The sequence below is a fragment of the Pseudomonas sp. B8(2017) genome (assembly GCF_002113575.1).
GTDB lineage: Bacteria > Pseudomonadota > Gammaproteobacteria > Pseudomonadales > Pseudomonadaceae > Aquipseudomonas > Aquipseudomonas putida_Z.
Genome location: NZ_NEIO01000002.1, coordinates 1 through 25,021 on the forward strand (window position 1 = coordinate 1; position 25,021 = coordinate 25,021).

The following is a 25,021-nucleotide window of genomic DNA, read 5'->3' on the forward strand; positions in this document are numbered from 1 at the left end:
GTGAAGGGGTGGGGCGAGTTCTCCCACGGTCTGTACTGCTGTGAACAGTCAGATTCGGCTTTTTCGTCCCACCACCCCTTCGAGTATCACCATACAAGCCGGCTTGCCGGCGATGGGGCCAGAACAGACAACACAAGACTGTTACTCCTGCATGGTGGTGATACCTCAAGGCTTGGCGCTGTACCTGTGGGAGCCGGCTTGCCGGCGATGGGGCCAGAACAGGCAACACAAGACAGTTACTCCCGCATGGTGGTGATACCTCAAGGCTTGGCGCTGTACCTGTGGGAGCCGGCTTGCCGGCGATGAGGCCAGAACAGGCAACACAAGACAGTTACTCCCGCATGGTGGTGATACCTCAAGGCTTGGCGCTGTACCTGTGGGAGCCGGCTTGCCGGCGATTGGGCTGCAAAGCAGCCCCGGCAATCCCGCAGACTGCGGCATAATGCGGGGCCCACCCCCAAGGAAGGCCCCCATGTTCGCTTCGCTGTTCGCAGTCCTGGCCCCGGTTTTCATCGTCGCCGGCATCGGCTATGCCTGGGCCCGCAAGGGCCTGGACTACCCCACCGAATTCATCGCCCGGGTGGTGATGACCGTCGGCACCCCGTCGCTGGTGCTTTCCACGCTCAGCCGCACCGAACTGGACCCGACCGCCTTCACCAGCATGGCCATGGCCTGCCTGCTGTGCACCCTGGGCATGGCCCTGGCCGGCTTGCTGGTGTGCCGCGCTTCGGGCATGCACTGGCGTGTGCTGTTGCCGGCGTTCATGTTCCCCAACACCGGCAACATGGGCCTGCCGATCAGCTTGTACGCCTTTGGCGAACACGGCCTGGCCCTGGCAGTGGCGTTCTTCCTGACCCTGTCGATCGTGCAGTTCACCCTCGGCATGGCCATTTCCGGTACTGCGGCTTCGCTCAAGGCATTGCTGCGTAACCCCATCGTGATCAGCCTGGCCGGCGCCATGCCGATCATCTTTCTCGATTTCGAGTTGCCGCGCTGGCTGGCCAATACCGCAAACCTGCTGGGCGGCATGACCATCCCGCTGATGTTGCTGACACTGGGCGTGTCGCTGGCCAGCATTCGCCTGCGCCATGTGGGCAGCGGCATGCTGCTGGGCGGTTTGCGCATTGGCCTGGGGGCTGCCGTGGGCTGGGCGGTAGGTGCGGCGCTGGGCATGGGCAGCTTGGAGCGTGCGGTGCTGGTGGTGCAGTCGGCGATGCCGGTGGCGGTGTTCAACTACCTGATGGCGGTGCGCGCCAACCGCGAACCGGAGCAGGTGGCGAACCTGGTGATGTGTTCCACGGTGCTGTCGTTTGCCTGGTTGCCGGTGGTGCTGGCTTGGTGGATGTAAGTCTGTACCGGCTCTTTCGCGGGTAAACCCGCTCCCACAGGTACTGCGCAGGTCTCAAGGCCTGTGATGGACCTGTGGGAGCGGGTTTACCCGCGAAGAGGCCGGCACGGCAAACGGCTATTTCTCCTGCAACCGCCACCCCTGGCTGGTCAGCACCATCGCCCGGGTTTCCTTGAGCGGCGTGTCATTGCTGGCCACCGCCTTGCCCAGTTCGGCAATGCTGGCCTTGACCCCATCATCCCCGGCCCACGCCGGTAACCCAGTGATCTTGTAGGCATAGGTCACATTCGACATCTTCTGCCCAGTCACCTCGCTCGGCTCACTGAACTGCTCGATGGCGGTGACCTGCGCCTTGCCGAAGCACAGCCCGTTATCCGCCTTGTAGTACTTGCGGCCTTCGTCGGTGAGGTCATAGGCGTAGTAGATGTCCGTGCGTGCCGCTTGCCACAGGCGGGCGGGCACCTCGGTGCGCGAGATCTCCTTTTCGCTGACCACACCTACCTGGGCCAGGGCATGCAACGCCTTGTTGGTGCCATGGAGGTCGAAGTCCTGGGTCTTGGTCGGGAATGAAGTGATGACGAAGCAGTGCGGGTACTGGGTATCGAGGTAGGCCTGGGCGGCCTTCTGGAAACTGGCCTCGCTGGTGTCCTCGCTGTTCGAGCAACCGGCCAGGGTTGCCAACAGCGCCAGCGGCACGATCTTCCTGTACATGGTGACACTTCCTTGAGTGACAAAGGCAAACGGGTCGTGCGCGATTAGAACCTACGGGCTAGAGCGGCGCAATCATGGCAAGACGGCATCTCTGCATGATCTTCGCTGGCCCAATCGCCGGCAAGCCAGCTCCCACAGGTACACCACAGGCCTGAGAGCTGCACCGTAACTTTGGGAGCCGGCTTGCCAGCTCCCACAGGTACACCACAGGCCTTGAGAGCTGCACCGTAACTGTGGGAGCCGGCTTGCCGGCGATTGGGTCGGTAAAGGCAACATCACTGTTCGCCACGAGTATCGATACTGACCACCACCGACATCCCCGGCCGCAAGCGCCGAGCCTCCGGCTGGTCGGCATCCACGGTGATCCGCACCGGTATGCGCTGGGCAATCTTGACGAAGTTGCCGGTGGCATTGTCCGCCTGCAGCAAGGCGAACTCCGAGCCGGTGGCCGGTGAGATCTGCTGCACGTGCCCATGCAGCCTCAGGTGGTTCAGCGCATCCACGGTAAAACTCACCGGCTGGCCGATGCGCACATCGGCCATCTGGGTTTCCTTCATGTTGGCGATCACCCACAGGGTGTCGGGCACCAGCGCCATCAACTGTGCACCGGAATTGACATAGGCCCCCAGGCGCGTGCCGATCTGCCCCAGCTGGCCGTCGCGCGGGGCGGTGACGCGGGTGTTGTCGAGGTCGATGCGGGCCAGCTCCACGGCGGCTTTGGCGTTTTCCACCGAGGCCTCCAGCGCGGCCCGGTTGACTACCACGGTTTCGCGGTCCTGGCGGGCGATTTCCAGTGCCGCCTTGGCCTGGGCCAGGCTGGCGACCGCAGCGGCTTCGCTGGCCCGGGCCAGGTCCAGATCGCGCCGCGACACCGAGCCATCGCTGACCAGCGCCTGGTTGCGGCTGAGGTCGGCCCTGGCCTTGGTTGCCTGGGCAGCGGCATCGCCGATGGCCGCCTGGCGCTGGGCAATGGTGGCTTCGGCACTGTTGCGCTGCTGCAGGTTGTTGGCCAGGGCCGCCTGTTGCTGCTGCAGCTGGGCGATGGCCTGGGCCAGGCGTTGCTTGTAGATGCGGTCGTCCAGTTGCACCAGCAGGTCGCCGGCCTTGACGAACTGGAAGTCATGCACCGGCACATCGACGATATAGCCGCTCAGCTGCGGCCCGATGATGGTCACCTGGCCGCGCACCAGGGCGTTCTCGGTGCTTTCGATGGCACTGCTGAATGGCGGCAGGCGCCAGGCATACAGCACCAGCAGGATGCCGGCCAGGGCCACGCAGGCGAAGCTGATCGACGACAGGATCCGCACCCGCCGCGAACGCACCGGGCTGGTCGGCTCGCTGGGCGGCGTGGCGCCTTCCGGGGTTTCGGCGATGGCAGTGGTGGTCGTGGTGCGGGTGTCGTCGGTCATCGGGTGGGCGCGCCGGGAGTGGAGTCAGGGGAAATGGCCCGGCGTTTGGTGTGCCAGAGCCAGGTACTACGGATGCAGATCCAGATCATGGTCAGAATAGCGATGCTGCCGATCAGCACGAACACATCGTTGTAGGCCATGATGTTCGCCTCGCGGGTGGCGGCACTGGCCAGCAGGCGCATGCCGGCTTCGCTGCGCAGGGCCGGGTCGGCGATGATGCCGCCGTAGCCGGCACCGCCACTTTGCACGCGAGCCGTGACCAAGGGTTCCAGGTAGCTGAGGCGGTCCATCAGGTGGCTGGAGTGGAATTTTTCCCGCCAGGTCTGGAAGGTGCCCAGCAGCGCCGCGCCAATCAGGCCGCCGAGGTTGTTGCAGATGCCGAACAGCACCGAGAAACTCACCAGGTTGCGCGGGTTGGCGCGCACATGGCTGATGCCAAGGGCCATGGACGGGCCGAGGAAGAAGGTGCTGCCGAACGCCAGCAGGAACTGGCTGAGGTACATCTGTGCCGGGCGGGTGAGGTTGCTCGAACTGCTGTCCATGAAGGCGCCGGTGGCCATGGCCAGCAGCGAGATGAACAGCGGGATCACCAGGTGGTTGGGGTTGATGGTGAAGGCACTGCTGGCCAGGCCGGCCACCGCGCCCAGCAGCATGACCGCGTACAGCGTGCGCATCTGCTCGCTGCCCAGGTTCAGCGCCTGCAGGAAGCCGACCGCCCCGGTGGACTGCTCCGAGGTGACCATGCGGATCAGCACCACGCACAGGGCCAGGCGAATGATCGCGCCGCTGCCCAGCCAGCGGGTCATCAGCAGCGGGTTCTGGCGATTGTGCTCGATGGCCAGGCCGCTGAAGATCAGCGCGATCGAGGCCGCCAGGGCCATGCCGATCCAGGGCGCCTCCAGCCACCAGTCGATACGCCCGAGTGACAGCACGGCGCACAGCAGCGCGGTACCGCTGGCCATCAGCGAGAAGGTGAGAAAGTCCAGCGGCTCGAAGGTCTTGAAGCGGTCACCGGGGGGCAGTTTGAGCATCAGCACGCAGCCCAGCGCGGCCAGCGCCAGGCCCAGTTCGAACAGGTACAGGCCGCGCCATTCGGCGATCTGCAGCAGGTCTTCGGAAAATATCCGTGCCAGCGGCAACGCCAGCTGCGAGGCGCCCAGGCCAAGTACCATTGCCTTCAGCCGCCATTGCGCCGGGAACGCCTGGATCATGTAGTACAGCCCCAGCGAGCTGAGCGCGGCACCGACCATGCCGTGGGCCGCCCGCACGGCGATGGCCGAGTTGAGGTCGTTGACCAGCAGGTGGGCGAAGGTGACCAGGGCATAGAGCACCAGGAACACTTCGGTGAACGCGCGCAGGCCGAATTGCTGGCGGAACTTCACCAGCAGCAGGTTGATGGACACGTTGGTCATTACATAGGCGGCCGGCAGCCAGGCCATTTCCGCCGTGGTTGCGCCCAGCGCTCCTTGCAGGAACACAAGGTTGGCGGTGACCAGCGCGTTACCCAGGCCACCGGTGATCGCCACTAGCAGCCCGACCACGCCGTAGGCCAGACGTTTGGCGGGCGTGTGCAGGGGCGTGGAGGGGGAGCCCGGCAGGCTGGGTTTTTCGTGGGGGAGCCACTGGCGGGGGGCGTATTTGTCCATGGGGCAGACTGTACTTGAGGGTGCCGGGGGATGAAAACAGTCTATCTCCTGTGCCGGCCTCTTCGCGGGCTTGCCCGCTCCCACAGGTACTGCACAGCTTGCACGACTGTGGTGAACCTGTGGGAGCGGGCAAGCCCGCGAAGAGGCCGGAGCAGGCGCTACAAGGCCTTGGCCAGAAACTCCGCAGTGCGGCTTTCAGCACACCCGGCCACCACCTGCGGCGTGCCGCTGACCACTACCTGGCCCCCGGCATCGCCGGCCCCAGGCCCGATGTCGATCACCCAGTCGCTCTGCGCCACCACTCGCATGTCATGCTCGACCACCACCACGCTGTGCCCTCCATCGACCAGGCGGTTGAGCTGCACCAGCAGCCGGTCGATGTCCTGCGGGTGCAAGCCGTTGGTAGGTTCGTCCAGTACATATAGCGTCGCCCCGCGGGCCATGCGTTGCAGCTCGGTGGCCAGCTTGATGCGCTGCGCCTCGCCGCCGGACAGTTCGGTGGCCGGCTGGCCCAGGCGCAGATAGCCCAGGCCGATGTCCTGCAGCACCTGCAGGCAGCGCCGCGCCGCTGGCTGTTCGGCGAACACCAGCAAGGCCTGGTCGACCGTCAGCTGCAGCACCTGCGCAATGTTCATGCCCTGCCAGCTCACCGCCAGGGTTTCCGGGTTGTAGCGGGCGCCATGGCAGGTCGGGCAGGGCGCATAGACGCTGGGCATGAACAGCAACTCGACGCTGACGAAGCCTTCGCCCTCGCAGTTCTCGCAGCGCCCCTTGGCAACGTTGAAGGAGAAACGCCCGGCATCGAAGCCTTTTGCCTTGGCCTGTTCGGTGGCGGCGAACAGCTTGCGCACATGGTCGAACAGGCCGGTGTAGGTGGCCAGGTTGGAGCGGGGCGTACGGCCGATCGGCTTCTGGTCGACCTGCACCAGGCGCCTGATGCTGCCAAGGCCCGCGCTCACATGCCCGCCGCTGGCCTGTTCAGGTTCATCTTCCAGGCTCTGCTCTTCGGGCTCGTTGCGTTGGGCGGCATGGCCCAGGTGCGCACCCACCAGCTCCAGCAGCGCCTGGCTGACCAGGCTCGACTTGCCCGACCCGGAAATACCGGTAACGGCGGTAAAGCAGCCCAGCGGGAATTGTGCACTGAGGTTGTTCAGGTTGTTGCGGCTGATGCCTTCGAGCTTCAGCCAGTCGTGGGCCTGGCGGGGCGTGCGCGTGATCTGGGCCGGTGCACTGAACAGGTAGGCCCGGGTGCTCGACTGCTCGACCTGGGCCAGGCCCGTGGGCGGCCCGCTGTAGAGGATGGTACCGCCATGCTCGCCAGCGGCAGGCCCTACATCCACCAGCCAGTCGGCGCGGCGCATGGTGTCCAGGTCGTGTTCCACCACATAGACCGAGTTGCCCGCGTGCTTAAGGCGCTGCAGCGCCTCGAACAGGGCTTCGCTGTCGGCCGGGTGCAAACCGGCCGAAGGCTCGTCGAGCACGTAGATCACGCCAAACAACTGCGAGTTCAGCTGGGTGGCCAGGCGCAGGCGTTGCAGCTCGCCAGAGGACAGGGTCGGGGTGCTGCGTTCCAGGGCCAGGTAGCCCAGGCCCAGGTCGAGCAGGGTGTCGATGCGTTCGAGCAGTTCGTTGGCGATGCGTTGGGCAGCCAGGCGCTTTTCCAGGGTCAGGTCGTCCTGCTGTTGTGCCAGGTAATCTGCTGCCGCCACCTTGCGCAATACCTCGGCCAGCGACTGCAACGACAGGTGCGACAGCTCGGCGATATCCAGGCCGGCGAAGGTCACCCCCAGGGCCTCGCGCTTCAGGCGCTTGCCCTGGCACAGCGGGCACGGGCTGGGGCGCATGAACTGGGCAACGCGCTTGCGCATCTGCGCGCTTTGCGAGTGCATGAAGGTGTGCAGCACGTAACGCCGGGCACCCATGAACGTGCCCTGGTAGCTGGGCTCTAGCTTGCGCTTGAGGGCGGCGCGGGTCTGCGCCGGGGTCAGTCCGGCATACACCGGCGCGGTGGGTGTTTCTTCGGTGAACAGGATCCAGTCGCGCTGCGCCTGTGGCAGGTCGCGCCAGGGGGTATCGACGTCGTAGCCCAGCGTCACCAGGATGTCGCGCAGGTTCTGGCCCTGCCAGGCCATCGGCCAGGCCGCCACGGCGCGCTCGCGGATGGTCAGCGACGGGTCGGGGACCATGGTCGCTTCGTTCACTTCGTAGACCCGGCCCATGCCATGGCATTCCGGGCAGGCGCCCTGCGGCGTGTTGGGCGAAAAATCCTCGGCATACAGCATCGCCTGGCCGGCCGGGTAGTGGCCGGCGCGGGAGTAGAGCATGCGGATCGAACTGGACAGGGTGGTCACGCTGCCCACCGAGGAACGTGCACTCGGCGTGCCGCGTTGCTGCTGCAGGGCCACGGCCGGGGGCAGGCCTTCGATGGCGTCGACGTCCGGCACGCCGACCTGGTCGATCAGGCGCCGGGCATAGGGCGCGACCGATTCGAAGTAGCGGCGCTGGGCTTCGGCGTAGAGGGTGGAGAAGGCCAGCGAGGACTTGCCCGAGCCGGACACGCCGGTGAACACCACCAGAGCGTCACGGGGGATATCGACATCGATGTTCTTGAGGTTGTGTTCGCGGGCGCCACGGACGCGGATGAAACCGGTGGGGGTGGTGGGGCGTGGGGGCATGACGCAGTCCTTGGCTTTGGCTGAACAGTGCGTTCAAGGTAACAGCAAAGGCACGACTTTGTGTTCCACCGTGTGAAACCAGATTCGATTGTGCTCCCAGCTTCCTCGCGCTTATCTGTCAGCCAAGCACGACCTGCCTCACCCGTCGTGACCTCAAGGCGAACAACAAGAACGGGAAACCACCCGCGCGAGGAGACTCTACATGTCCCGACATCAGCACATCCTGGCCTGGCTGAACGATGTGGCCAGCGACCTGCACGCAATCCGTCACGATATCCACGCTCACCCGGAACTGGGCTTCGAAGAAAGCCGCACTTCGGCGCTGGTTGCCCGACTGCTCGAAGAATGGGGCTATGAAGTGCACACCGGTATCGGCAAGACCGGCGTGGTCGGCGTACTGCGCAATGGCAGCAGCCCACGCCGCCTGGGCCTGCGCGCCGACATGGACGCGCTGCCCATCCACGAGGCTACCGGCGCCGCGTACAGCAGCCAGCACCAGGGCTGCATGCACGCCTGCGGCCACGACGGGCATACCACCATGCTGCTTGGCGCCGCGCGCTACCTGGCGGCGACCCGGCAGTTCGACGGCACGCTGACGTTGATCTTCCAGCCGGCCGAGGAGGGCCAGGGTGGCGCCGAGGCGATGCTGGCTGACGGCCTGCTGGAGCGCTTCCCTTGCGATGCACTGTTCGGCATGCACAACATGCCCGGGCTGCCGGCGGGGCACCTGGGCTTCCGCGAAGGGCCGATGATGGCCTCGCAAGACCTGCTCACGGTGACCCTCGACGGGGTTGGCGGCCATGGCTCGATGCCGCACCTGACCGTCGACCCGCTGGTGGCGGCGGCCAGCGTGGTGATGGCCCTGCAAACCGTGGTGGCGCGCAATATCGATGCGCAGGAGGCGGCCGTGGTTACCGTCGGCGCCTTGCAGGCCGGCGAAGCGGCCAACGTGATCCCGCAGCAGGCGCTGCTGCGCCTGAGCCTGCGCGCGCTGAACGCCGAGGTGCGGGCGCAGACCCTGGAGCGGGTACGGGCCATTATCGTCAGCCAGGCCGAGAGCTTTGGCTGCCGCACCACCATCGAACACCGCCCGGCCTACCCGGTGTTGGTCAACCACGCCGCGGAAAACGCCTTCGCCCGGCAGGTGGGGGTGGAATTGCTCGGTGCCGAGGCAGTGGATGGCAACACCCGCAAGCTGATGGGCAGCGAAGACTTCGCCTGGATGCTGCAACGCTGCCCGGGCGCCTACCTGTTCATCGGCAATGGCGTATCGCGGCCGATGGTGCACAACCCGGCCTATGACTTCAACGACGACATCCTGCTGACCGGCGCCGCCTACTGGGGCGCGCTGGCAGAGCGCTGGCTCGCGCCCGCCTGACCTTTCCTTTTGACGACTGCCGCTGGAACCCGGGCGCGACCGCGCCTGGGCGATCACCCAATCATTGTGTGGAGTGTTTCCTATGCAGACTTCGAGCACCGGCGTGTCGCGTACCCGGCAAGTGGTCGCCGCCGTCATCGGCAACGCCCTGGAGTGGTATGACTTTATCGTGTACGGCTTTCTGGCCAGCATCATCGCCCGCCAGTTCTTCCCCTCCGACGACGAATACGCCTCGCTGCTGATGGCCCTGGCCACCTTCGGCGTCGGCTTTTTCATGCGCCCGGTGGGCGGCGTGCTGCTGGGCATGTATTCCGACCGCAAGGGCCGCAAGGCGGCGATGCAGATGATCATCCGGCTGATGACCGTGTCCATTGCCATGATCGCCTTTGCCCCCGACTACCTGGCCATCGGCATGGCCGCGCCGATGCTGATCGTGGTGGCGCGCATGCTGCAGGGTTTTGCCACCGGCGGCGAGTACGCCAGCGCCACGGCCTTCCTGGTGGAGAGCGCGCCGGCCCACCGCAAGGGCCTGTATGGCTCGTGGCAGCTGGTGGGGCAGTGCCTGGCGGTGTTCTCCGGGGCGGCGATGGTGGCCCTGGTCACCCACTTGTGCACGCCAGCGGCGCTGGACAGTTGGGGCTGGCGTATCCCGTTCGTGCTCGGCCTGCTGATCGGCCCGGTGGGGCTGTGGATTCGCAAGCACATGGAAGAACCCGAGGAATTCATCGAGGCGCGCCGCCAGGCCAAGGGCCAGTCGCCCAGCCTGTGGCAGGTGCTGCGTGAGCATCGGCGCAGCCTGTTGGTATCGATGGGCCTGGCCTGTGGCGCGACGGTGTCGTTCTACGTGGTGCTGGTGAACATGCCGACCTTCGCCCACAAGAACCTCGGCCTGCCGCTGGACCAGGTGCTGCTGGTGCAGATGCTTGCGGTTGGGCTGATGACCGTGGTGATTCCGCTGTCCGGGGCGTTGTCTGACCGGCTGGGGCGGCGCCCGGTGCTGATGGCCTTCACCCTGGCGTTCTTCGTCATGGTCTACCCGTTGTATGTGTGGGTGGCTGCCGCGCCGTCGCTGGAGCGCCTGCTGGTGATGCAACTGCTGCTGTGCACCGCCATTGGTGGCTTCTTCGGGCCGGCGCCCACGGCCCTGGCCGAACAGTTCCCGGTCGAGGTGCGTTCTACCGGTGTGTCGGTGGCCTATAACGTGGCGGTGATGGTGTTCGGCGGCTTCGCCCCGTTGATCGTCACCTGGCTGAGCAAGGTGCTCGGTACCCCGGTGGCGCCGTCGTTCTATGTGCTGTTCGCCTGCCTGCTGACACTGCTGGGCACCTATTGCCTGAAAGAAGCCCCACGCGCGGGCAAGCCTGCCGCTTTCAACCTTGGAGTGAAACCGTGATGCCGCTAGCCATCGACCCCATCGTTGCCCTCGATGCCGAGGCATTGTCCCGGGCCATCCATGCCCGCCAGATGTCGTGCCGGGAGGTGATGCAGGCTTATCTGGCGCATATCGAACGCTTCAACCCGCAGGTCAATGCGCTGGTGTCGCTGCGCCCGGCCGAGGCACTGCTGGCCGAGGCCGATGAGCGTGACCGCGAGCTGGCCCGTGGCCATTCGCGCGGCTGGATGCATGGCATGCCCCAGGCGATCAAGGACCTGGCCGCCACAGCCGGGCTGCGCACCACCCTGGGCTCGCCGCTGTTCGCCGAGCAGGTGCCCGAGCAAGACGCGATCAGTGTGGCGCGGGTGCGGGCCAGTGGTGCGCTGATCGTGGGCAAGAGCAATGTGCCGGAATTCGGCCTTGGTTCGCAGACCTACAACACCCTGTTCGGCACCACCACCAACGCCTACGACCCGGGCAAGGTGGCCGGGGGCAGCAGCGGCGGGGCGGCGGCGGCGCTGGCCATGCGCCTGCTGCCGGTCGCCGACGGCAGCGACATGATGGGCTCGCTGCGCAACCCGGCGGCGTTCAACAACGTGTATGGCCTGCGCCCGTCGCAGGGCCGCGTACCCCACGGGCCGGCGCCGGAACTGTTCTTGCAGCAGCTGGCCACCGAGGGGCCGATGGGCCGCAGCGTGGTGGATGTGGCGCGGCTGTTGTCGACCCAGGCGGGCTTCGATGCGCGGGCGCCGTTGTCGCTGGGCGAGGGCCGGCGCGATTTTGCCGCCGGGTTGCAGCGCGATTTCCGCGGCGTGCGGGTTGGCTGGCTGGGCGACTACGACGGCTACCTGGCGATGGATGACGGGGTGCTGAGCCTGTGCGAAGCGGCCCTGGCAGACTTCGCCGAACTGGGCTGCCGGGTCGAAGCCTGCCAACCGGCGTTCGACCTGGCGCGTTTGTGGCAATGCTGGCTGACCCATCGCCACTTCCTGGTGCACGGCAACCTCGCTGCGGCCTATGCCGACCCGGGCAAGCGCGCGCTGCTCAAGCCCGAGGCGCGGTGGGAGGTGGAGGGTGGCCTGCACCTGAGCGCGGCGGCGGTGTACCAGGCTTCGGTGGCCCGCAGCGACTGGTACCGCGCGCTGGGCAAGCTGTTCGAGCGTTACGATTACCTGCTGTTGCCATCGGCCCAGGTGTTCCCATTCGATGCACGGCAACCTTGGCCAACGGCGGTCGGAGGGCGGGCGATGGACACCTATCACCGCTGGATGGAAGTGGTGATAGGGCCGACCCTGGCCGGCTTGCCGAGCATCAGCGTACCGGTCGGCTTCAACGCTGCCGGGTTGCCCATGGGCCTGCAGATCATCGGCCCGGCCCAGGACGACCATGCGGTGTTGCAGCTGGCCCATGCCCATGAACAACTCACCCGTTGGGTAGCGCGGCGCCCACCCCGGAGTCTGCAAGCGCCATGAAACCGCTGGGCAGGCGCGGATCTTGCTGGCTATCCTGACCATCCAGCTACAGGGAGGTCACACTCATGGGCATCACGGCAGACAGTGGCGGCGTGCGTTCGGTGGAACGGGCGCTGGCCATCGTCGACCTGCTGGGCGAACACCAGGCGCTGGGCCTGGAAGAACTGCATTACCTGACGGCGCTGCCCAAGGCCACGGTGTCGCGCATGCTCGCCACCTTGCAGGAGCAGGGCTGGGTCTACCGCGGCCTCAGCGACCGGCGTTACCGGCTGTGCGCGCGGCGCCTGTTCGGTGACCGCCAGCTGCGTTTCAAGCGGCGCCTGGTGGAGCACGCCGCACCCATGTTGCTGGAGTTGAGCGAGCGCACCGGGTTGGTGGTTGACCTGTCATGTTTCGACGGCGAGCGGCTGGAGGTGATGGAAAGCGCCATCCCCCAGGTATTGCGCAAACGCTACCCGCACACCTGCCAGATCGTCGGCCATCATGCCAGCCTGTTCCACTCGGCGATGGGGCGGGCATGCCTGGGTGAGTTGGCGGTCGATGAAGTGCAGCGCCTGGCGGCCCATGCGCGGGTGGGCGACGAGACGGTGCTGCGCGACATCGAGGAGGAAGCGAACAAGGGCTTCGGCCAGCGCACCGAAGGGCACTGGGAGTACCCGGTGCGCTTGCCGTTCCTGATCCGCGCGATAGCCCTGCCGGTGCATGCCGAAGGGCGCCTGGCCGGGAGCATTGCCTTGCACTGGCCGCTGGACCAGGCGCCGGTGGAGCGGGTGTTGAACCTGCACCTGAACAGCCTGGCTACAACGGTGGGCGAGGTGCAGCGGGCCTTGGTGGTTTGAGTCAGCCTGCACCGGCCTCTTCGCGGGTAAACCCGCTCCCACAGGGTAAGTGCATTGCCCGAGGTTTGCTCGGTACCTGTGGGAGCGGGTTTACCCGCGAAGAGGCCAGTGCAGCAAACAACAAAAGAGGCTGTGTTCCGAGACCCCTCAGCGCTCCAGGCTGTACATCCGGCATTCTGCCAGCAACGCCAGCAGGTTCGGCTCCCGCTCCCGCGCCTTGAGGAACACCACGCCGATATGCTGCTGCAAGCGATATTGCGGCTTCAGGGCGATCAACCTGACCCGGTTTTCGTACACCGCCGCTATACGCCCGGGCAGCAGGGCAAAGCCCACGCCCGAGCTGACCATGCTCAGCAGGGTGAAGATATCGTTCACCTGCATGGCCACCTTGGGTTCGAAGCCGGCCTGCTGGAACACCCGGGCGCCATCGCGGTGGGTGGCAAAGCCCTGGGTCAGGGTGATGAAGGTGGAGTCGGCCAGGTCGGCCAGGTCCACTTCGGCCTGCTCGGCGAAGGGTGAATCGATGGGCACGGCAAGGAAGATGTCGTCGGAAAACAGCGGCAGCTGCTCGCAGGCCGGGTCGCTGACGCTTTCGTCGAGCGACACGAGGATGGCTTCCAGTTCGTGGTTCTTCAGGCGCTGCAGCAGGTCGACGTTGGAGCCCAGGGTCAGGTCGATGTTGAGTTCGCTGCGGCGCAGCTTGAGGCCCATGACCAGCTTGGGCACGGTTTTCACCGTCAGCGAGTAGAGCGCGCCCAGGCGGAAGCGTTCGGCATAGAAACCGGCGGCCTCGCGGGTCTGGCGGACCATCTGCTCGGCGTCCTGGATCAGCTGGCGGGCTTTCTTTTCCAGCACGTAGGCGCTTTCGAGCGGGATCAGCTGGCGGCCTTCGTGCTTGAACAGCGGGCAGCGCAGTGCGCTTTCCAGCGAGTGGATCGCACGGTGCACGCTGACGGCGCTGGTGGTCAGCTCGGCGGCGGCGCGGCCGAGGTTGCCGGTGCGCATGAAGGCGAGGAAGGTTTCCAGCTTCTTGAGGGTCAGTTCTTCGTCGATCAGCATGGGTTGACCTGGGTGTGCACAATGGCAGGGGCATGCATATTGCCTTGAAATCCTGGGGCCGCTTCGCAGCCCATCGCCGGCAAGCCAGCTCCCACAGGGATAGCGCATGGCTTGAGGCCGATACGATCGAGGAGGGAGCAACTGTCTTGTGCTGCCTGTTCTGGCCTGATCGCCGGCAAGCCAGCTCCCACAGGGATGGCGCATGGCTTGAGGTCGATGCGGTCGAGGTGGGAGCTGGCTTGCCGGCGATGGGGCGCGAAGCGGCCCCGTATGCTCATTGCATGGATCCGATCAAGGTCCACAACGCCGGGTCGTTGAAGTCACGGACAACCAGCTTCGCCCCCGCCGCCAGCAACCGCTCCGGCGTCTGGGTAGTGGCCACGCCCACGGTAAAGATCCCCGCGCCACTCGCTGCCGCCACCCCCGGCAGCGAATCCTCGAAGGCCAGTGCCTGCCCGGCCTCGGCACCCAGCCGCTGCAACCCGGTCAGGTAGGGCAGCGGGTCCGGCTTGGGCCGTGCCAGTTCCTCGGCCACCAGCACATGCGCGAAGCGCTGGCCCAGGCCCATGGCGTTCAACATGTGCTCGGCGTTCAGCCGCGGTGCGTTGGTCACCACGCACATGCCGATGTCACGAGCCCGGGCATGTTCCAGCAGGCGCACAAGGCCCGGCATCGGCTCGAGAGCCGGCGACATGTCGCGGAACAGCGCCTCCTTGCGGTCGGCCAGCTCCTGGCACTGCTCGGCACTGGCACCGGCAAACAGCTCGGCGAACAGCTCGCCGTTGGCGCGGCCGCTGACCTGGGCATCGAACTGCGCCTGGCTCAGCTCGCGGCCGTCATGCTCGCGCAGCAGTTGGCGAAAGGCCTGCAAGTGCAAGGTGTCAGTGTCGGTGAGGGTTCCGTCGAGGTCGAACAGCAGGGCAGTCAGCATTGGGTATCCAGGTCCAAAATCATGGGCGGGCCAGAAGGGAGATTCTTTGCCTTTGGAGTCACGTGAACTTCGCGACTCCCTGAGTGTACTGGAGTACGGCAGCCTTGGCAGAGCTGTGCTCGAACGCGAGGTTGGCGCCGGCGCGTCGAGTCAGCAACTGCCAAAGCTGGAAAGCCAACCGAGTAACCGGCCGTTGGCACGCTCCGGCTTTCGAAGTTTGGTCATCAGTTCTGGTTGGCGGAGGTGGCTGGGCGCAGGTAGCTGATCTTCTGCACCTTGCCGTCGCTGTCACGGTAGGTGAGGGTGGCGGTGTCGGCGTGGTCGGTGGCGTGGCCCGAGGCCTCCACCGCGATCACTTGGGCGATGTCCAGGTTCATGCCGTACTGGTACGGGGAGGCGGTCTGGGCGAAGGCGCCGACGCTGCTGCCGAAGGTCAGGGTGGTGATGGCGATTGCTTTGATGAAGGTCATGATCATGCTCCGTTAGCTTGGGTAGTGGGATCAGCGACTGCTTGCTGCTTGGGTTGAATATTGCGCGATAATATTTAGTGCACAAAATATATTTCCACTATCTGGTCTATTGGAGCGCTGCATCGCCGGAAAGATTGTGTGGGTCGCGGCGAGGGCTGATATGTTTCCCGCGTACCGGTTTGCATCTGATCGACGCTGACCTATCAAGGAAGAAAAACAATGAAAACAGTGCTCGGCTTGTTGCTTTTTATCTGCCTGGACATACCTGCATTCGCTGGCTACAAGACCATTGGCTTCAAGACCTCGACATTATCGGAGAGGCAAACAGACCGTCCGCTGGAGCTGGTCGTCTGGTACCCGAGTACGACTACTGCGCCACCACAGTTGATCGCTGATACCCCGGTTTTCAGCGGTGACCTCGCTGTGCGCGATGCACCTCCAACTGTAGGCACGTATCCATTGGTGGTGCTTTCCCACGGCTTTCGCGGCAATTGGGGAAACCAGTCGTGGCTGGCCAGTGCACTGGCTCACCAAGGCTACATCGTGGCGGCGGTCAACCACCCCGGCACTACTACCCGCGATCGCAACCCTGAAGCCGCGGCACAGTTGTGGCGGCGTCCCATTGACTTGCAGCGGGCCATCGATGCGGTCATGGCCCAGGCGGATCAGTTCGGGCGGGTGGCGAAGGGCCAAGTTGCAGTGGTCGGCCACTCACTGGGCGGCTGGACCGCGCTGGAAATTGCCGGCGCCCGCTTTGATTCCAAGCGTTTTGCCCAGGACTGTTCCATCCATCCGCAGCTGTCGAGTTGCAGCGTCTACAAGCAGATCAATGCCGACAGCGTCCCGGCATCGAAAGCTCGACTGGGTGGCGATTTGCGCGACAGTCGTGTCACCGCCATCGTTACCCTGGATCTTGGCCTGTCACGTGGCCTGACCGATGAAAGCCTTGCGGCTTTGCCAGTGCCGACGTTGGTGATTGCGGCTGGCGCGCCTTCTGAAGACCTTCCCGCGCAGCTGGAATCTGCTGACCTTGCCAAGCGTCTGCCCTCGGCGACGAGTCGTTATGTCGAGATCGAGGACGCCAGCCATTTCAGCTTCTTGTCGACGTGCAAACCAGGCGCGATGGCGTTGCTCGAAGACGATGCTCCAGGGGATGGTGTCATTTGCCGGGACGGCGATAACGCCCGGTCGCGGGGGGCGATCCAGTTGCAGATCGCCTCGCTGGTGACTGAGTTCCTGGAGCAGCATTTTGGTCGTTGGTCTATGTAACGACGCAGCGATGGGGCGGAACGGTCTGCTCCGACTGGCTGTTACCGACCCACAGCGGGCATCTGTAACCGGGGCCGCTTCGCGCCCCATCGCCGGCAAGCGCGGCTCCCACAGTGTCCCTGCTGATTCAATTCGCCATGTGCAGTCAGGTTTGCCGGACCAGCCATATAGCCTTCAGCATCATTGCGGTAGTTTCGCGGTCGCAATTGATCGCAGCCGCCAAGCCGTCGACGAAGGGGGCTGTTCAGCGTGCTCTGAAAAGAGTACAAATGTGCTCCATGGACAATCTTACCCCAAAACGCCGCGCCATCTTCGAGTTCATCCGTGAGCGCATCGCCGACCATGGCCAGCCGCCGAGCCTGGCCGATATCGCCACGCGCTTCGGTTTTGCCTCGCGCAGTGTCGCGCGCAAGCACATCACCGCCCTGTGCCAGGCCGGCTACATCGACGTCACGCCGAACCAGGCGCGGGGCATACGCCTGGCCGAACGGCTGCGCCGCCCGGAAATCCTCGAAGTGCCGGTGCTGGGCCAGGTGGCGGCAGGCGCCCCCATCGGCCCGGACCTCGACATTCACGAGCAGTTGCTGCTCGACCCCAGCCTGTTCCGCCGTACCCCCGACTACCTGCTGAAGGTGCGTGGCGACTCGATGATCGACGACGGCATTTTCGACGGTGACCTGGTCGGCATCCTCCAGCAGGCCGACGCCCGCGATGGCCAGATCGTGGTCGCCCGCCTGGACGGCGAGGTGACCATCAAGCGCCTGCAGCGCCAGGGTGGCAATTACCGGCTGTTGCCACGCAACCCGGCCTATACGCCTATCGATGTGCGGCCTGAACAGGAGTTCTTCATCGAAGGCGTGTTCTGCGGCTTGCTGAGGCGTGACTGATGGGCGCGGTGGTCGACCTCGACAGGTTGCTCGACCAGCGCCGGGTATGGCGCGGTCGGCAGGCCCAGGCGCGGCCGCTCGGCCTGCAGCCCACGGGCCATGCCGCCCTTGACCAATGCCTGCCGGAAGGTGGCTGGCCGGCGTCTGCGCTCAGCGAACTGTTGCTGGCCAGCCCCGGCTGTGGCGAATTGCAGCTGCTGTGGCCAACCCTGGCCCGCTTGAGCGCTGAAGCCAGCCGAATCGTGCTGGTGGCACCGCCATTCATTCCTTACGCCCCGGCCTGGCAGGCCGCGGGGGTGGACCTGCGCTGGCTGGTACAGGTGGACGCCGCACCTGCCGATGCCTTGTGGGCCGCCGAGCAGTGCCTGCGCTCCGGCAGTTGCGCGGCGGTGCTGTGCTGGCCGGAACGTGCCGATGACCGCGCCCTGCGGCGCTTGCAGGTGGCTGCCGAAACCGGCCAGGCGCTGGCCTTCGCCTGCCGGCCGCAACAGGCGGCGCACAACCCTTCACCCGCGGCGCTGCGTATTGCCGTCGACACCCGCCCGGCACAATGGCGCGTGCTGAAAAGCCGTGGCGGCATGCCACCGGCGCTGCCCATCGCCTGCCCGGGGCGGGGCTGATGCAACATGCTCTGGGCCTGCATCCTGCTCCCGCAGCTGGCGCTGGACACGGTCCTGCGCGAGCGTGACGACCCTGATACCCCTCTGGTGCTGCTTGGCGGGCCGACCCAGCGACGCGTGCTGCAGGCGGTCAACCCGGCGGCGGCCGCGCTCGGCCTGCGGGCCGGGCAAACCCTGACGGCGGCGCGTGCGCTGGCCGATGGCTTCAGCTGCGTCGAAGCCGACCCCAGGCGCATCGACCAGGTGCAGCAGTTGCTGGCAGCCTGGGCCTACCGCTTCAGTGCCCAGGTCAGCCTGCACTACCCACGGGCGCTGTTGCTGGAGGTGGGCTCCAGCCTGCAACTGTTCGGCCCCTGGCCGCTGTTCGAGGCACGCCTGCGCCAGGAACTGGCGGAACTGGGCTTGCGCCAACGCATCGTCCTGGCCAGCAACCCGGTGGCGGCGCGCATGCTCGCCAACGCTCACGATGGCCTGGCCGTGAGTGACGCCGATGCCACCCGTGCGGCGCTGCTGGGCATGCCCATCGAGCGTATCGGCCTGCCTGCGCAGGCTGCCGAGGCCTTTGCCCGCATGGGCCTGCGCCAGTTGAGCCAGGTGCTGGCCTTGCCCCGCGACAGCCTGGCCAGGCGCTTTCCGGCCCAGGTGCAGCTGCACCTTGACCAGTTGCTCGGCCTGCGCAACCTGGGGCTGGGCTTCTACCAGCCGCCGGACCGTTTCGAAGCCCGGCTGGAGCTGAACTTCGACGTCGAATCGCACCAGGCTCTGCTGTTCCCGCTGCGGCGCATGCTCAACGACCTTGCCGCGTTCCTCGCCGGGCGTGACTGTGGCGTGCAGCGTTTCTGCCTGCACCTGGAGCACGCCGAAGGGCCGGATACCTTGCTGAAGGTAGGCCTGCTGGCCGCCGAACGCGATGCGGCAATGTTGTTCGAACTGGCGCGCGGGCGCCTGGAGCCGCTACGCATTCCCGCACCGGTGCGCAACCTGCGGCTGGTTGCCGAGGACCTGCCACCCTTCGTGCCGCAACACCAGGCATTGTTCGACCCGCGTGCGCAACAGGCGCAACCTTGGGAACAATTGCGCGAACGGCTGCGCGCCCGCTTGGGGGATGAGGCGGTCAAGGGCCTGAGCGCGGCAGCCGATCATCGCCCCGAGTGTGCCTGGCAAGCGGTAGAGCAGGGTGCCCAGGGCAACATGCCGGTCGTTCCTGGCAGCCGCCCTGGCTGGCTGCTGTCGGCCCCCATGGCGCTGGACGAAGGCGGCTATCGCCTGCAAGGCCATGCCGAGCGCATCGAGTCGGGCTGGTGGGATGGCGGCGATGTGCGCCGCGACTATTACCGCATCGAAACCCGCGACGGCCTGCGCGGCTGGGCCTATCGCGACCTGGGCAAGGCCGGCCCGTTGTGGCTGCAGGGCTGGTTCGCATGAACACCCCGGGTTATGCCGAGCTGCACTGCCTGTCCAACTTCAGCTTCCAGCGCGGCGCGTCGAGCGCCGACGAGCTGTTCCGGCGCGCGCGTGAACAGGGCTACCAGGCGCTGGCGATCACCGACGAATGTACCCTGGCCGGTATCGTCCGTGCCTGGCAGGCGGCCAAGGAACACCAGCTGCGGCTGATCGTGGGCAGTGAAGTGCAGTTGCAGGACGGCCCCAGGCTGGTGCTGCTGGTGCAGGACCTGGTCGGCTACCAGAACCTGTGCGCGCTGATCACCCGGGCCCGGCGGCGGGCGCAGAAGGGCGAGTACCAACTGTTTCGCGATGACCTGCAGCAGCACCATCAGGGCCTGCTGGCATTGTGGGTAGCCGATGACAGCGGCGATGCCACCCCCGGGCAGTGGCTGCACGGCGTGTTCGGCGAGCGCCTGTGGCTGGCCGTGCACCTGCACCGCGGCAGTGACGATACCTTGCGCCTTGAACGCTTGCGTAGCCTGGCGGCCAGGGTCGGCATCCGCGCCGTGGCCTGTGGCGACGTGCACATGCACGTGCGCGGTCGTCGCGCCCTGCAAGATTGCATGACCGCCATTCGTCAGCATTGCCTGGTGGCCGAGGCCGGGCGCTTCCTGTTTGCCAATGGCGAGCGGCACCTGCGCAGCCAGGCGCAACTGGGCGAACTCTATCCCGCCGACTTGCTGGCCGAGACCTTGGCCATCGCAGCGCGCTGCCAGTTCGAACTGAGCGAATTGAAATACCAGTACCCACGCGAACTGGTGCCCCAGGGGCATAGCCCGGCGAGCTGGTTGCGCGAATTGTGCCAGCAGGGTTTGCCGTCGCGCTGGCCAAACGGGCCGAGCATCAAGGTGCGGGATGTGCTGGCCAAGGAGCTGGCGCTGATCGAGGAGCTGGGCTACGAAAGCTACTTCCTGACTGTGCACGACATCGTCGCCTTCGCCCGCAGCCAGCGCATTCTGTGCCAGGGGCGGGGCTCGGCTGCCAACTCGGTGGTGTGCTTCGTGCTGGGCATCACCGAGCTCGACCCCATGCAACACCACCTGTTGTTCGAGCGCTTCCTGTCGCGCGAGCGCAACGAGCCGCCGGACATCGACGTGGACTTCGAGCACGACCGGCGCGAGGAGGTGATCCAGTATGTATTTCGTCGCTATGGCCGGCACCGGGCGGCGCTCACTGCGGTGGTCAACACCTACCATGCTGCCGGTGCGGTGCGGGATGTGGCGCGGGTGCTGGGGCTGCCGGCCGACCAGGTGGACGCCCTGGCCAAATGCTGCGGCCGCTGGAGCGATCGCATACCCGATGACCAGCGCCTGGCCGAGGCCGGTTTCGAGGCGGGCAGCCCTTCGCTGCGCCGGGTGCTGGTACTGGCCGGCGAACTGATCGGCTTCCCCCGGCACCTGTCACAGCACCCGGGCGGCTTCGTTATCTCGCAGCAACCCCTGGACGAGCTGGTGCCGGTGGAGAATGCCGCGATGCCGGAGCGCACGGTGATCCAGTGGGACAAGGACGACCTGGACATGGTCGGCCTGCTCAAGGTCGACGTGCTGGCGCTGGGCATGCTCAGCGCCTTGCGCCGTTGCTTCGACCTGCTGCAACGCCACCGTGGCCGGCACCTGACCCTGGCGACCATCCCCGCCGAAGACCCGGCCACCTACGCGATGATCAGCCGTGCCGAGACCATGGGCGTGTTCCAGATCGAGTCCCGCGCGCAAATGGCCATGTTGCCGCGGCTGCGGCCGAAAAAGTTCTACGACCTGGTCATCGAGGTGGCCATCGTCCGCCCCGGGCCGATCCAGGGCGACATGGTCCACCCTTACCTGCGCCGGCGGCTGAAGCAGGAGCCGGTGACGTACCCCTCGCCGCAACTGAAGGCAGTGTTCGAGCGCACCCTGGGCGTGCCGCTGTTCCAGGAGCAGGTGATGGAACTGGCGATGGTCGCGGCCGACTACACCCCGGGCGAGGCCGACCAGTTGCGCCGCAGCATGGCCGCCTGGAAGCGCCACGGCGGCCTGGAGCCGCACCGCGAGCGGCTGGTGCAGGGCATGTTGCGCAATGGTTATGACTTGGCGTTTGCCGAGCGCATCTTCGAGCAGATCAAGGGCTTTGGCAGCTATGGCTTTCCGGAGTCGCACGCGGCCAGCTTTGCCTTGTTGTGCTATGCCAGCAGCTGGCTCAAGTGCCATGAACCGGCGATTTTCACCTGCGCGCTGGTCAACAGCTGGCCCATGGGCTTCTACAGCCCCGACCAGTTGCTGCAAGAGGCCCGGCGCCAGGGTATCGAGGTGAGGCCGGTGGATGTGTGCCACAGTGACTGGGACTGCACGCTCGAGCCTGAGCCTGGAGAGGTGCTGGCCATTCGCATGGGCTTGCGCCTGGTGCGCGGCCTTGCCGAGGCCGATGCCAGGCGCCTGGAGCAGGCGAGGGCGCAGCGGCCATGGCGCGATGTCGAAGACCTGTGCCTGCGTGCCGGGCTCGATCCGCGAGCCCGCTCCCACCTGGCCGATGCCGGCGCGTTGCGCGCCTTGGCCAGCGACCGGCACCAGGCGCGCTGGCAGGTGGCGGCGGTGCAGCCGCAGTTGCCTTTGTTCGCCGATATCGAAGCCTTGCCGGAAAGCACCGTCGAACTGCCCGTCCCCAGTGTGGCAGAGGACCTGATGGCCGATTACCAGACCCTGGGTACCACGCTTGGGCCGCATCCCCTGACCTTGTTGCGCTCACGCCTGCGGGCGCTGGGCTGTCGCAGTTCGCGCGAGCTGCAAGATGTCGGGCATGGTGACAACATTGCCGTGGCCGGGTTGGTGGTGGGCCGCCAGCGGCCCCAGACCGCCAGTGGCGTGACCTTCGTCACCCTGGAGGACGAGCACGGCATGGTCAATGTGGTGGTGTGGCGGGCGCTTGCCGAACGGCAGCGGCGGGCGCTGGTGGGGTCGCAGTTGCTCAAGGTCAGCGGGCGGCTGGAGCAGGAGAATGGCGTGCGCCACCTGATAGCACGGCGACTGGAGGATGTGAGCCCGCTGTTGCAAGGGCTGGACGTACGCAGCCGGGATTTTCACTGAATCCCCATCTTTGCGCGGGCCCTTGTGGGAGCGGGCACTGCGGTGTATGGCATCGGCTTTGCCGGTGTTCGCGGGCGCGCCCGCTCCCACAGGAGGCTCGCCATAGTCTGGATTGCGCTGACCTGTAGGAGCGGCCTTGCGTCGCGAAAGGGCTGCGTAGCAGCCCCAGGATTTCGGCGTCACTGCAGATAATGCTGGGGCCGCTTTGCGGCCCTTTCGCGACGCAAGGCCGCTCCTACAAAAAAGCGATTCCGTGCCAGTCGCTACATGCGCGTCGGTGCCGGGAACGCGCTGATGGAAGTGAGCCCGCTGTTAAATGGCCTTGCACGAATCCCGACCCTTGCGCGGTCCCCTGTGGGAGCGGGCAAGCCCGCGAAGCAGGCACTGCGGTGTATGGCATCGGCTTTGCCGGTGTTCGCGGGCGCGCCCGCTCCCACAGGAGGCTCGCCATAGTCTGGATTGCGCTGACCTGTAGGAGCGGCCTTGCGTCGCGAAAGGGCTGCGTAGCAGCCCCAGGATTTCGGCGTCACTGCAGATAATGCTGGGGCCGCTTTGCGGCCCTTTCGCGACGCAAGGCCGCTCCTACAAAAAACGATTCCGTGCCAGTCGCTACACCATCGCCAACCGCTGCTTGCGCGTCGGTGCCGGGAACGCCCGGTCGATCGCCCGCAGGTCTTCGCTGGTCAAGGTCAGCATACCCGCAGCCGCATTCAACCGCACATGCTCGGGCGTCACGGCCTTGGGGATGGCTATCACCCCGTCATCACGGGTCACCCAGGCCAGGCTGACCTGGGCCGCCGTGGCACCATGGCGTTCGGCAATTTCCGCCAGCACCGGGTGCTGCAGCAGGCGCCCGGCCTGGGCCAGCGGGCAGTAGGCCATGGTCGGCAGCGCGCGCTTTTCGCACCACGGCAACAGGTCGAACTCGATGCCACGCTGGGCCGGGTTGTACAGCACCTGGTTGGTGGCGCAATCGGGGTTGTGCAGTTCGCGCAGGTCGTCGACGTCGAAATTGGAAACACCCCAGCGCTTGATCTTGCCTTGCTCGCGCAAGCGCTCGAAGGCCTCGACGGTTTCCTCCAGTGGGTGCTGGCCACGCCAGTGCAGCAGGTACAGGTCGATGCAGTCGGTGCCCAGGCGCGTGAGGCTGCGCTCGCAGGCCGCTGCCATACCGCGCCGGCTGGCATTGTGCGGGTACACCTTGCTGACCAGGAACACCTGGTCGCGGCGCCCGGCAATGGCCTGGCCAACCACTTCTTCCGCACCACCTTCGGCATACATCTCGGCGGTATCGATCAAGTTCAGGCCAAGTTCGATACCCTGTTGCAGGGCCGCCACCTCGGCCGCCTTGCGGGCCGGATCTTCACCCATGTACCAGGTGCCCTGGCCGATGGCCGGAACGCTCGAACCTGCCAGTTTCACGTAACGCATGTCACCTCCGGGATGCGGGTATTGGAAAGCAGTACCTCGAGCAGCGCTTGCGCGGCCGTGGAAAGCTTGTGTTCGCTGAGGGCAATCACGCCGATGCGGCGCTCGACCGTGGGCTCGACCAGGGTGACGCAGCGGGCGCCAAGCTCCTGCATCTGGTTGATGCACAGTGCCGGTACGGCACTGACCCCCAGGCCACTGGCAACCATGCGGCCGATGGTCGACAGCTGGTGGCTCTCGAAAGCCACCGCCAGTTTGCCGTGCTGGGCGGCCACGTTCTGTTCCATCAGCAGGCGCACCGCCGAAGGGCGTTGCAGGGCCACGAAGTCTTCGGCCAGCAACTGTGCCCAGCTGACCTGGGGCAGCTGCGCCAAGGGCGAATCGGCGGGCACCACGGCGACGAAGCGGTCCATGTACAACGGGTGGAAATCCAGGCCATCGATGTTGTCCGGTTCGAAGCCGATGCCCAGTTCGACGCGGCGATGGCGCACCAGTTCCTGCACCTGTTCGTTGATCACATCGTGCACCGTGACGTTGACCTTCGGGTATCGCTGGCGAAATACCTTCAGCGAGTAGGGCAGCAGGTTGCCGGCAAAGGCCGGCATGGCCGCCACCGAAACCCGGCCCAGTTGCAGGGTGAAACGCTGGCGCAGCATTTCTTCGGTGTCGTCCCAGTCGGCCAGCAGGCGCCGCGCCAGTGGCAGCAGTACCTCGCCCTCGGCAGTCAGGCTGACGCTGCGTGTTGTGCGGCTCAGCAGGGCGCCGCCAAGGTTTTCTTCCAGGGCCTTGATGGTCAGGCTCAGGGCCGGTTGCGAGACATGCAGGTGTTCACCGGCCTGGGCGAAGCTCTGGTACTTGGCCACAGCGACAAAGGCGCGCAGTTGCTTGACGTTCATGACAGGCCTTTTGGTTGTTTTGCAAAAGTTATCAATCGATGATGAAAACAAAATTAACAAATCAGTCGCTTGCGGTGAAGATGTCCCCACACGCTCACCGACAGCC

General features: G+C 65.9%; 19 protein-coding genes. 10 read left to right on the forward strand and 9 right to left on the reverse strand.

Annotated elements, in window-relative coordinates; genetic code table 11:
- The first annotated feature begins 472 nt into the window (after positions 1–472).
- Positions 473–1,348: an AEC family transporter gene (locus tag CAG22_RS03520; RefSeq protein ID WP_085588595.1), complete on the forward strand. Its 876-nt coding sequence runs from the start codon at positions 473–475 to the stop codon at positions 1,346–1,348.
- Positions 1,349–1,465: 117 nt separating this feature from the next.
- Here the strand turns inward: CAG22_RS03520 and CAG22_RS03525 are convergent, their stop codons facing one another.
- From CAG22_RS03525 to CAG22_RS03540, 4 genes are all read right to left on the reverse strand, one after another.
- Entirely contained in the window at positions 1,466–2,059 is a 594-nt protein-coding gene (locus CAG22_RS03525) for a hypothetical protein (protein ID WP_085588598.1), read from the reverse strand.
- 275 nt (positions 2,060–2,334) lie between these two features.
- Positions 2,335–3,468: an HlyD family secretion protein gene (locus CAG22_RS03530; RefSeq protein ID WP_085588600.1), complete on the reverse strand. Its 1,134-nt coding sequence runs from the start codon at positions 3,466–3,468 to the stop codon at positions 2,335–2,337.
- Positions 3,465–5,114, reverse strand: coding sequence for an MFS transporter (locus CAG22_RS03535; protein WP_085615552.1), 1,650 nt, complete (start codon positions 5,112–5,114; stop codon positions 3,465–3,467). Before CAG22_RS03535 ends, CAG22_RS03530 begins: the two co-directional genes overlap by 4 nt.
- 158 nt (positions 5,115–5,272) lie before the next feature.
- Positions 5,273–7,789 carry an excinuclease ABC subunit UvrA gene (locus CAG22_RS03540; RefSeq protein ID WP_085704413.1) on the reverse strand — a complete coding sequence of 839 codons (2,517 nt, stop codon included), beginning with the start codon at positions 7,787–7,789 and terminating at the stop codon, positions 5,273–5,275.
- Positions 7,790–7,991: 202 nt separating this feature from the next.
- On the opposite strand from CAG22_RS03540, the gene CAG22_RS03545 reads away from it, so the two are divergent.
- The 4 genes from CAG22_RS03545 to CAG22_RS03560 all read left to right on the forward strand — a co-directional run bounded on the left by CAG22_RS03545 (position 7,992) and on the right by CAG22_RS03560 (position 12,853).
- Positions 7,992–9,167: a M20 aminoacylase family protein gene (locus CAG22_RS03545; RefSeq protein WP_085704415.1), complete on the forward strand. Its 1,176-nt coding sequence runs from the start codon at positions 7,992–7,994 to the stop codon at positions 9,165–9,167.
- 82 nt (positions 9,168–9,249) lie between these two features.
- Entirely contained in the window at positions 9,250–10,560 is a 1,311-nt protein-coding gene (locus CAG22_RS03550; protein WP_015270478.1) for a citrate-proton symporter, read from the forward strand.
- Positions 10,560–12,014, forward strand: coding sequence for an amidase (locus CAG22_RS03555; RefSeq protein ID WP_170929272.1), 1,455 nt, complete (start codon positions 10,560–10,562; stop codon positions 12,012–12,014). Before CAG22_RS03550 ends, CAG22_RS03555 begins: the two co-directional genes overlap by 1 nt.
- 65 nt (positions 12,015–12,079) lie before the next feature.
- Positions 12,080–12,853, forward strand: a complete 774-nt coding sequence (locus CAG22_RS03560; protein WP_025339264.1) for an IclR family transcriptional regulator — start codon at positions 12,080–12,082, stop codon at positions 12,851–12,853.
- 147 nt (positions 12,854–13,000) lie between these two features.
- On the opposite strand, the gene CAG22_RS03565 is transcribed toward CAG22_RS03560, so the two are convergent.
- The 3 genes from CAG22_RS03565 to CAG22_RS03575 form a co-directional block, all read right to left on the reverse strand.
- Positions 13,001–13,912: a LysR substrate-binding domain-containing protein gene (locus CAG22_RS03565; protein ID WP_085704419.1), complete on the reverse strand. Its 912-nt coding sequence runs from the start codon at positions 13,910–13,912 to the stop codon at positions 13,001–13,003.
- 274 nt (positions 13,913–14,186) lie between these two features.
- Positions 14,187–14,843 carry an HAD family phosphatase gene (locus CAG22_RS03570; protein WP_085704421.1) on the reverse strand — a complete coding sequence of 219 codons (657 nt, stop codon included), beginning with the start codon at positions 14,841–14,843 and terminating at the stop codon, positions 14,187–14,189.
- 224 nt (positions 14,844–15,067) lie between these two features.
- The gene (locus tag CAG22_RS03575) at positions 15,068–15,313 is read right to left on the reverse strand and encodes a DUF2790 domain-containing protein (protein WP_015270475.1); all 246 of its coding nucleotides are present in this window, start codon (positions 15,311–15,313) and stop codon (positions 15,068–15,070) included.
- Between the two features lie 219 nt (positions 15,314–15,532).
- Here CAG22_RS03575 and CAG22_RS03580 point away from each other — a divergent pair, with 219 nt between their 5' ends.
- From CAG22_RS03580 to CAG22_RS03600, 5 genes are all read left to right on the forward strand, one after another.
- Complete coding sequence (locus tag CAG22_RS03580) at positions 15,533–16,582, forward strand: alpha/beta fold hydrolase (RefSeq protein ID WP_085704423.1); 1,050 nt, start codon at positions 15,533–15,535, stop codon at positions 16,580–16,582.
- Between the two features lie 269 nt (positions 16,583–16,851).
- The gene (lexA, locus tag CAG22_RS03585) at positions 16,852–17,469 is read left to right on the forward strand and encodes a transcriptional repressor LexA (RefSeq protein ID WP_085704425.1); all 618 of its coding nucleotides are present in this window, start codon (positions 16,852–16,854) and stop codon (positions 17,467–17,469) included.
- On the forward strand, positions 17,469–18,089 hold the full coding sequence (gene imuA / locus CAG22_RS03590) for a translesion DNA synthesis-associated protein ImuA (RefSeq protein WP_085588732.1): 621 nt from the start codon (positions 17,469–17,471) through the stop codon (positions 18,087–18,089). Before lexA ends, imuA begins: the two co-directional genes overlap by 1 nt.
- A gap of 6 nt (positions 18,090–18,095) precedes the next feature.
- Positions 18,096–19,514 carry a DNA polymerase Y family protein gene (locus CAG22_RS03595; RefSeq protein WP_085704427.1) on the forward strand — a complete coding sequence of 473 codons (1,419 nt, stop codon included), beginning with the start codon at positions 18,096–18,098 and terminating at the stop codon, positions 19,512–19,514.
- Complete coding sequence (locus tag CAG22_RS03600) at positions 19,511–22,591, forward strand: error-prone DNA polymerase (RefSeq protein ID WP_085704429.1); 3,081 nt, start codon at positions 19,511–19,513, stop codon at positions 22,589–22,591. The genes CAG22_RS03595 and CAG22_RS03600 overlap by 4 nt, the downstream gene beginning before the upstream one ends.
- A gap of 609 nt (positions 22,592–23,200) precedes the next feature.
- Here CAG22_RS03600 and CAG22_RS03605 read toward each other — a convergent pair.
- Complete coding sequence (locus CAG22_RS03605; protein WP_085593473.1) at positions 23,201–24,022, reverse strand: aldo/keto reductase; 822 nt, start codon at positions 24,020–24,022, stop codon at positions 23,201–23,203.
- On the reverse strand, positions 24,010–24,915 hold the full coding sequence (locus CAG22_RS03610; RefSeq protein WP_025339255.1) for a LysR family transcriptional regulator: 906 nt from the start codon (positions 24,913–24,915) through the stop codon (positions 24,010–24,012). The genes CAG22_RS03605 and CAG22_RS03610 overlap by 13 nt, the downstream gene beginning before the upstream one ends.
- Positions 24,916–25,021 lie beyond the last annotated feature (106 nt).

Bases quoted from the DNA above. Each gene is read 5' to 3' on its own strand.
- CAG22_RS03605 (WP_085593473.1), bottom strand. From the start codon at position 24,022: ATGCGTTACGTGAAACTGGCAGGTTCGAGCGTTCCGGCCATCGGCCAG.
- CAG22_RS03570 (WP_085704421.1), bottom strand. From the start codon at position 14,843: ATGCTGACTGCCCTGCTGTTCGACCTCGACGGAACCCTCACCGACACT.
- CAG22_RS03560 (WP_025339264.1), top strand. From the start codon at position 12,080: ATGGGCATCACGGCAGACAGTGGCGGCGTGCGTTCGGTGGAACGGGCG.
- CAG22_RS03610 (WP_025339255.1), bottom strand. From the start codon at position 24,915: ATGAACGTCAAGCAACTGCGCGCCTTTGTCGCTGTGGCCAAGTACCAG.
- CAG22_RS03595 (WP_085704427.1), top strand. From the start codon at position 18,096: ATGCTCTGGGCCTGCATCCTGCTCCCGCAGCTGGCGCTGGACACGGTC.
- CAG22_RS03545 (WP_085704415.1), top strand. From the start codon at position 7,992: ATGTCCCGACATCAGCACATCCTGGCCTGGCTGAACGATGTGGCCAGC.
- CAG22_RS03580 (WP_085704423.1), top strand. From the start codon at position 15,533: ATGAAAACAGTGCTCGGCTTGTTGCTTTTTATCTGCCTGGACATACCT.
- CAG22_RS03565 (WP_085704419.1), bottom strand. From the start codon at position 13,912: ATGCTGATCGACGAAGAACTGACCCTCAAGAAGCTGGAAACCTTCCTC.
- CAG22_RS03555 (WP_170929272.1), top strand. From the start codon at position 10,560: ATGCCGCTAGCCATCGACCCCATCGTTGCCCTCGATGCCGAGGCATTG.
- CAG22_RS03575 (WP_015270475.1), bottom strand. From the start codon at position 15,313: ATGACCTTCATCAAAGCAATCGCCATCACCACCCTGACCTTCGGCAGC.
- CAG22_RS03525 (WP_085588598.1), bottom strand. From the start codon at position 2,059: ATGTACAGGAAGATCGTGCCGCTGGCGCTGTTGGCAACCCTGGCCGGT.
- CAG22_RS03600 (WP_085704429.1), top strand. From the start codon at position 19,511: ATGAACACCCCGGGTTATGCCGAGCTGCACTGCCTGTCCAACTTCAGC.
- CAG22_RS03520 (WP_085588595.1), top strand. From the start codon at position 473: ATGTTCGCTTCGCTGTTCGCAGTCCTGGCCCCGGTTTTCATCGTCGCC.
- CAG22_RS03540 (WP_085704413.1), bottom strand. From the start codon at position 7,789: ATGCCCCCACGCCCCACCACCCCCACCGGTTTCATCCGCGTCCGTGGC.
- CAG22_RS03535 (WP_085615552.1), bottom strand. From the start codon at position 5,114: ATGGACAAATACGCCCCCCGCCAGTGGCTCCCCCACGAAAAACCCAGC.
- CAG22_RS03530 (WP_085588600.1), bottom strand. From the start codon at position 3,468: ATGACCGACGACACCCGCACCACGACCACCACTGCCATCGCCGAAACC.
- CAG22_RS03550 (WP_015270478.1), top strand. From the start codon at position 9,250: ATGCAGACTTCGAGCACCGGCGTGTCGCGTACCCGGCAAGTGGTCGCC.
- imuA (WP_085588732.1), top strand. From the start codon at position 17,469: ATGGGCGCGGTGGTCGACCTCGACAGGTTGCTCGACCAGCGCCGGGTA.
- lexA (WP_085704425.1), top strand. From the start codon at position 16,852: ATGTGCTCCATGGACAATCTTACCCCAAAACGCCGCGCCATCTTCGAG.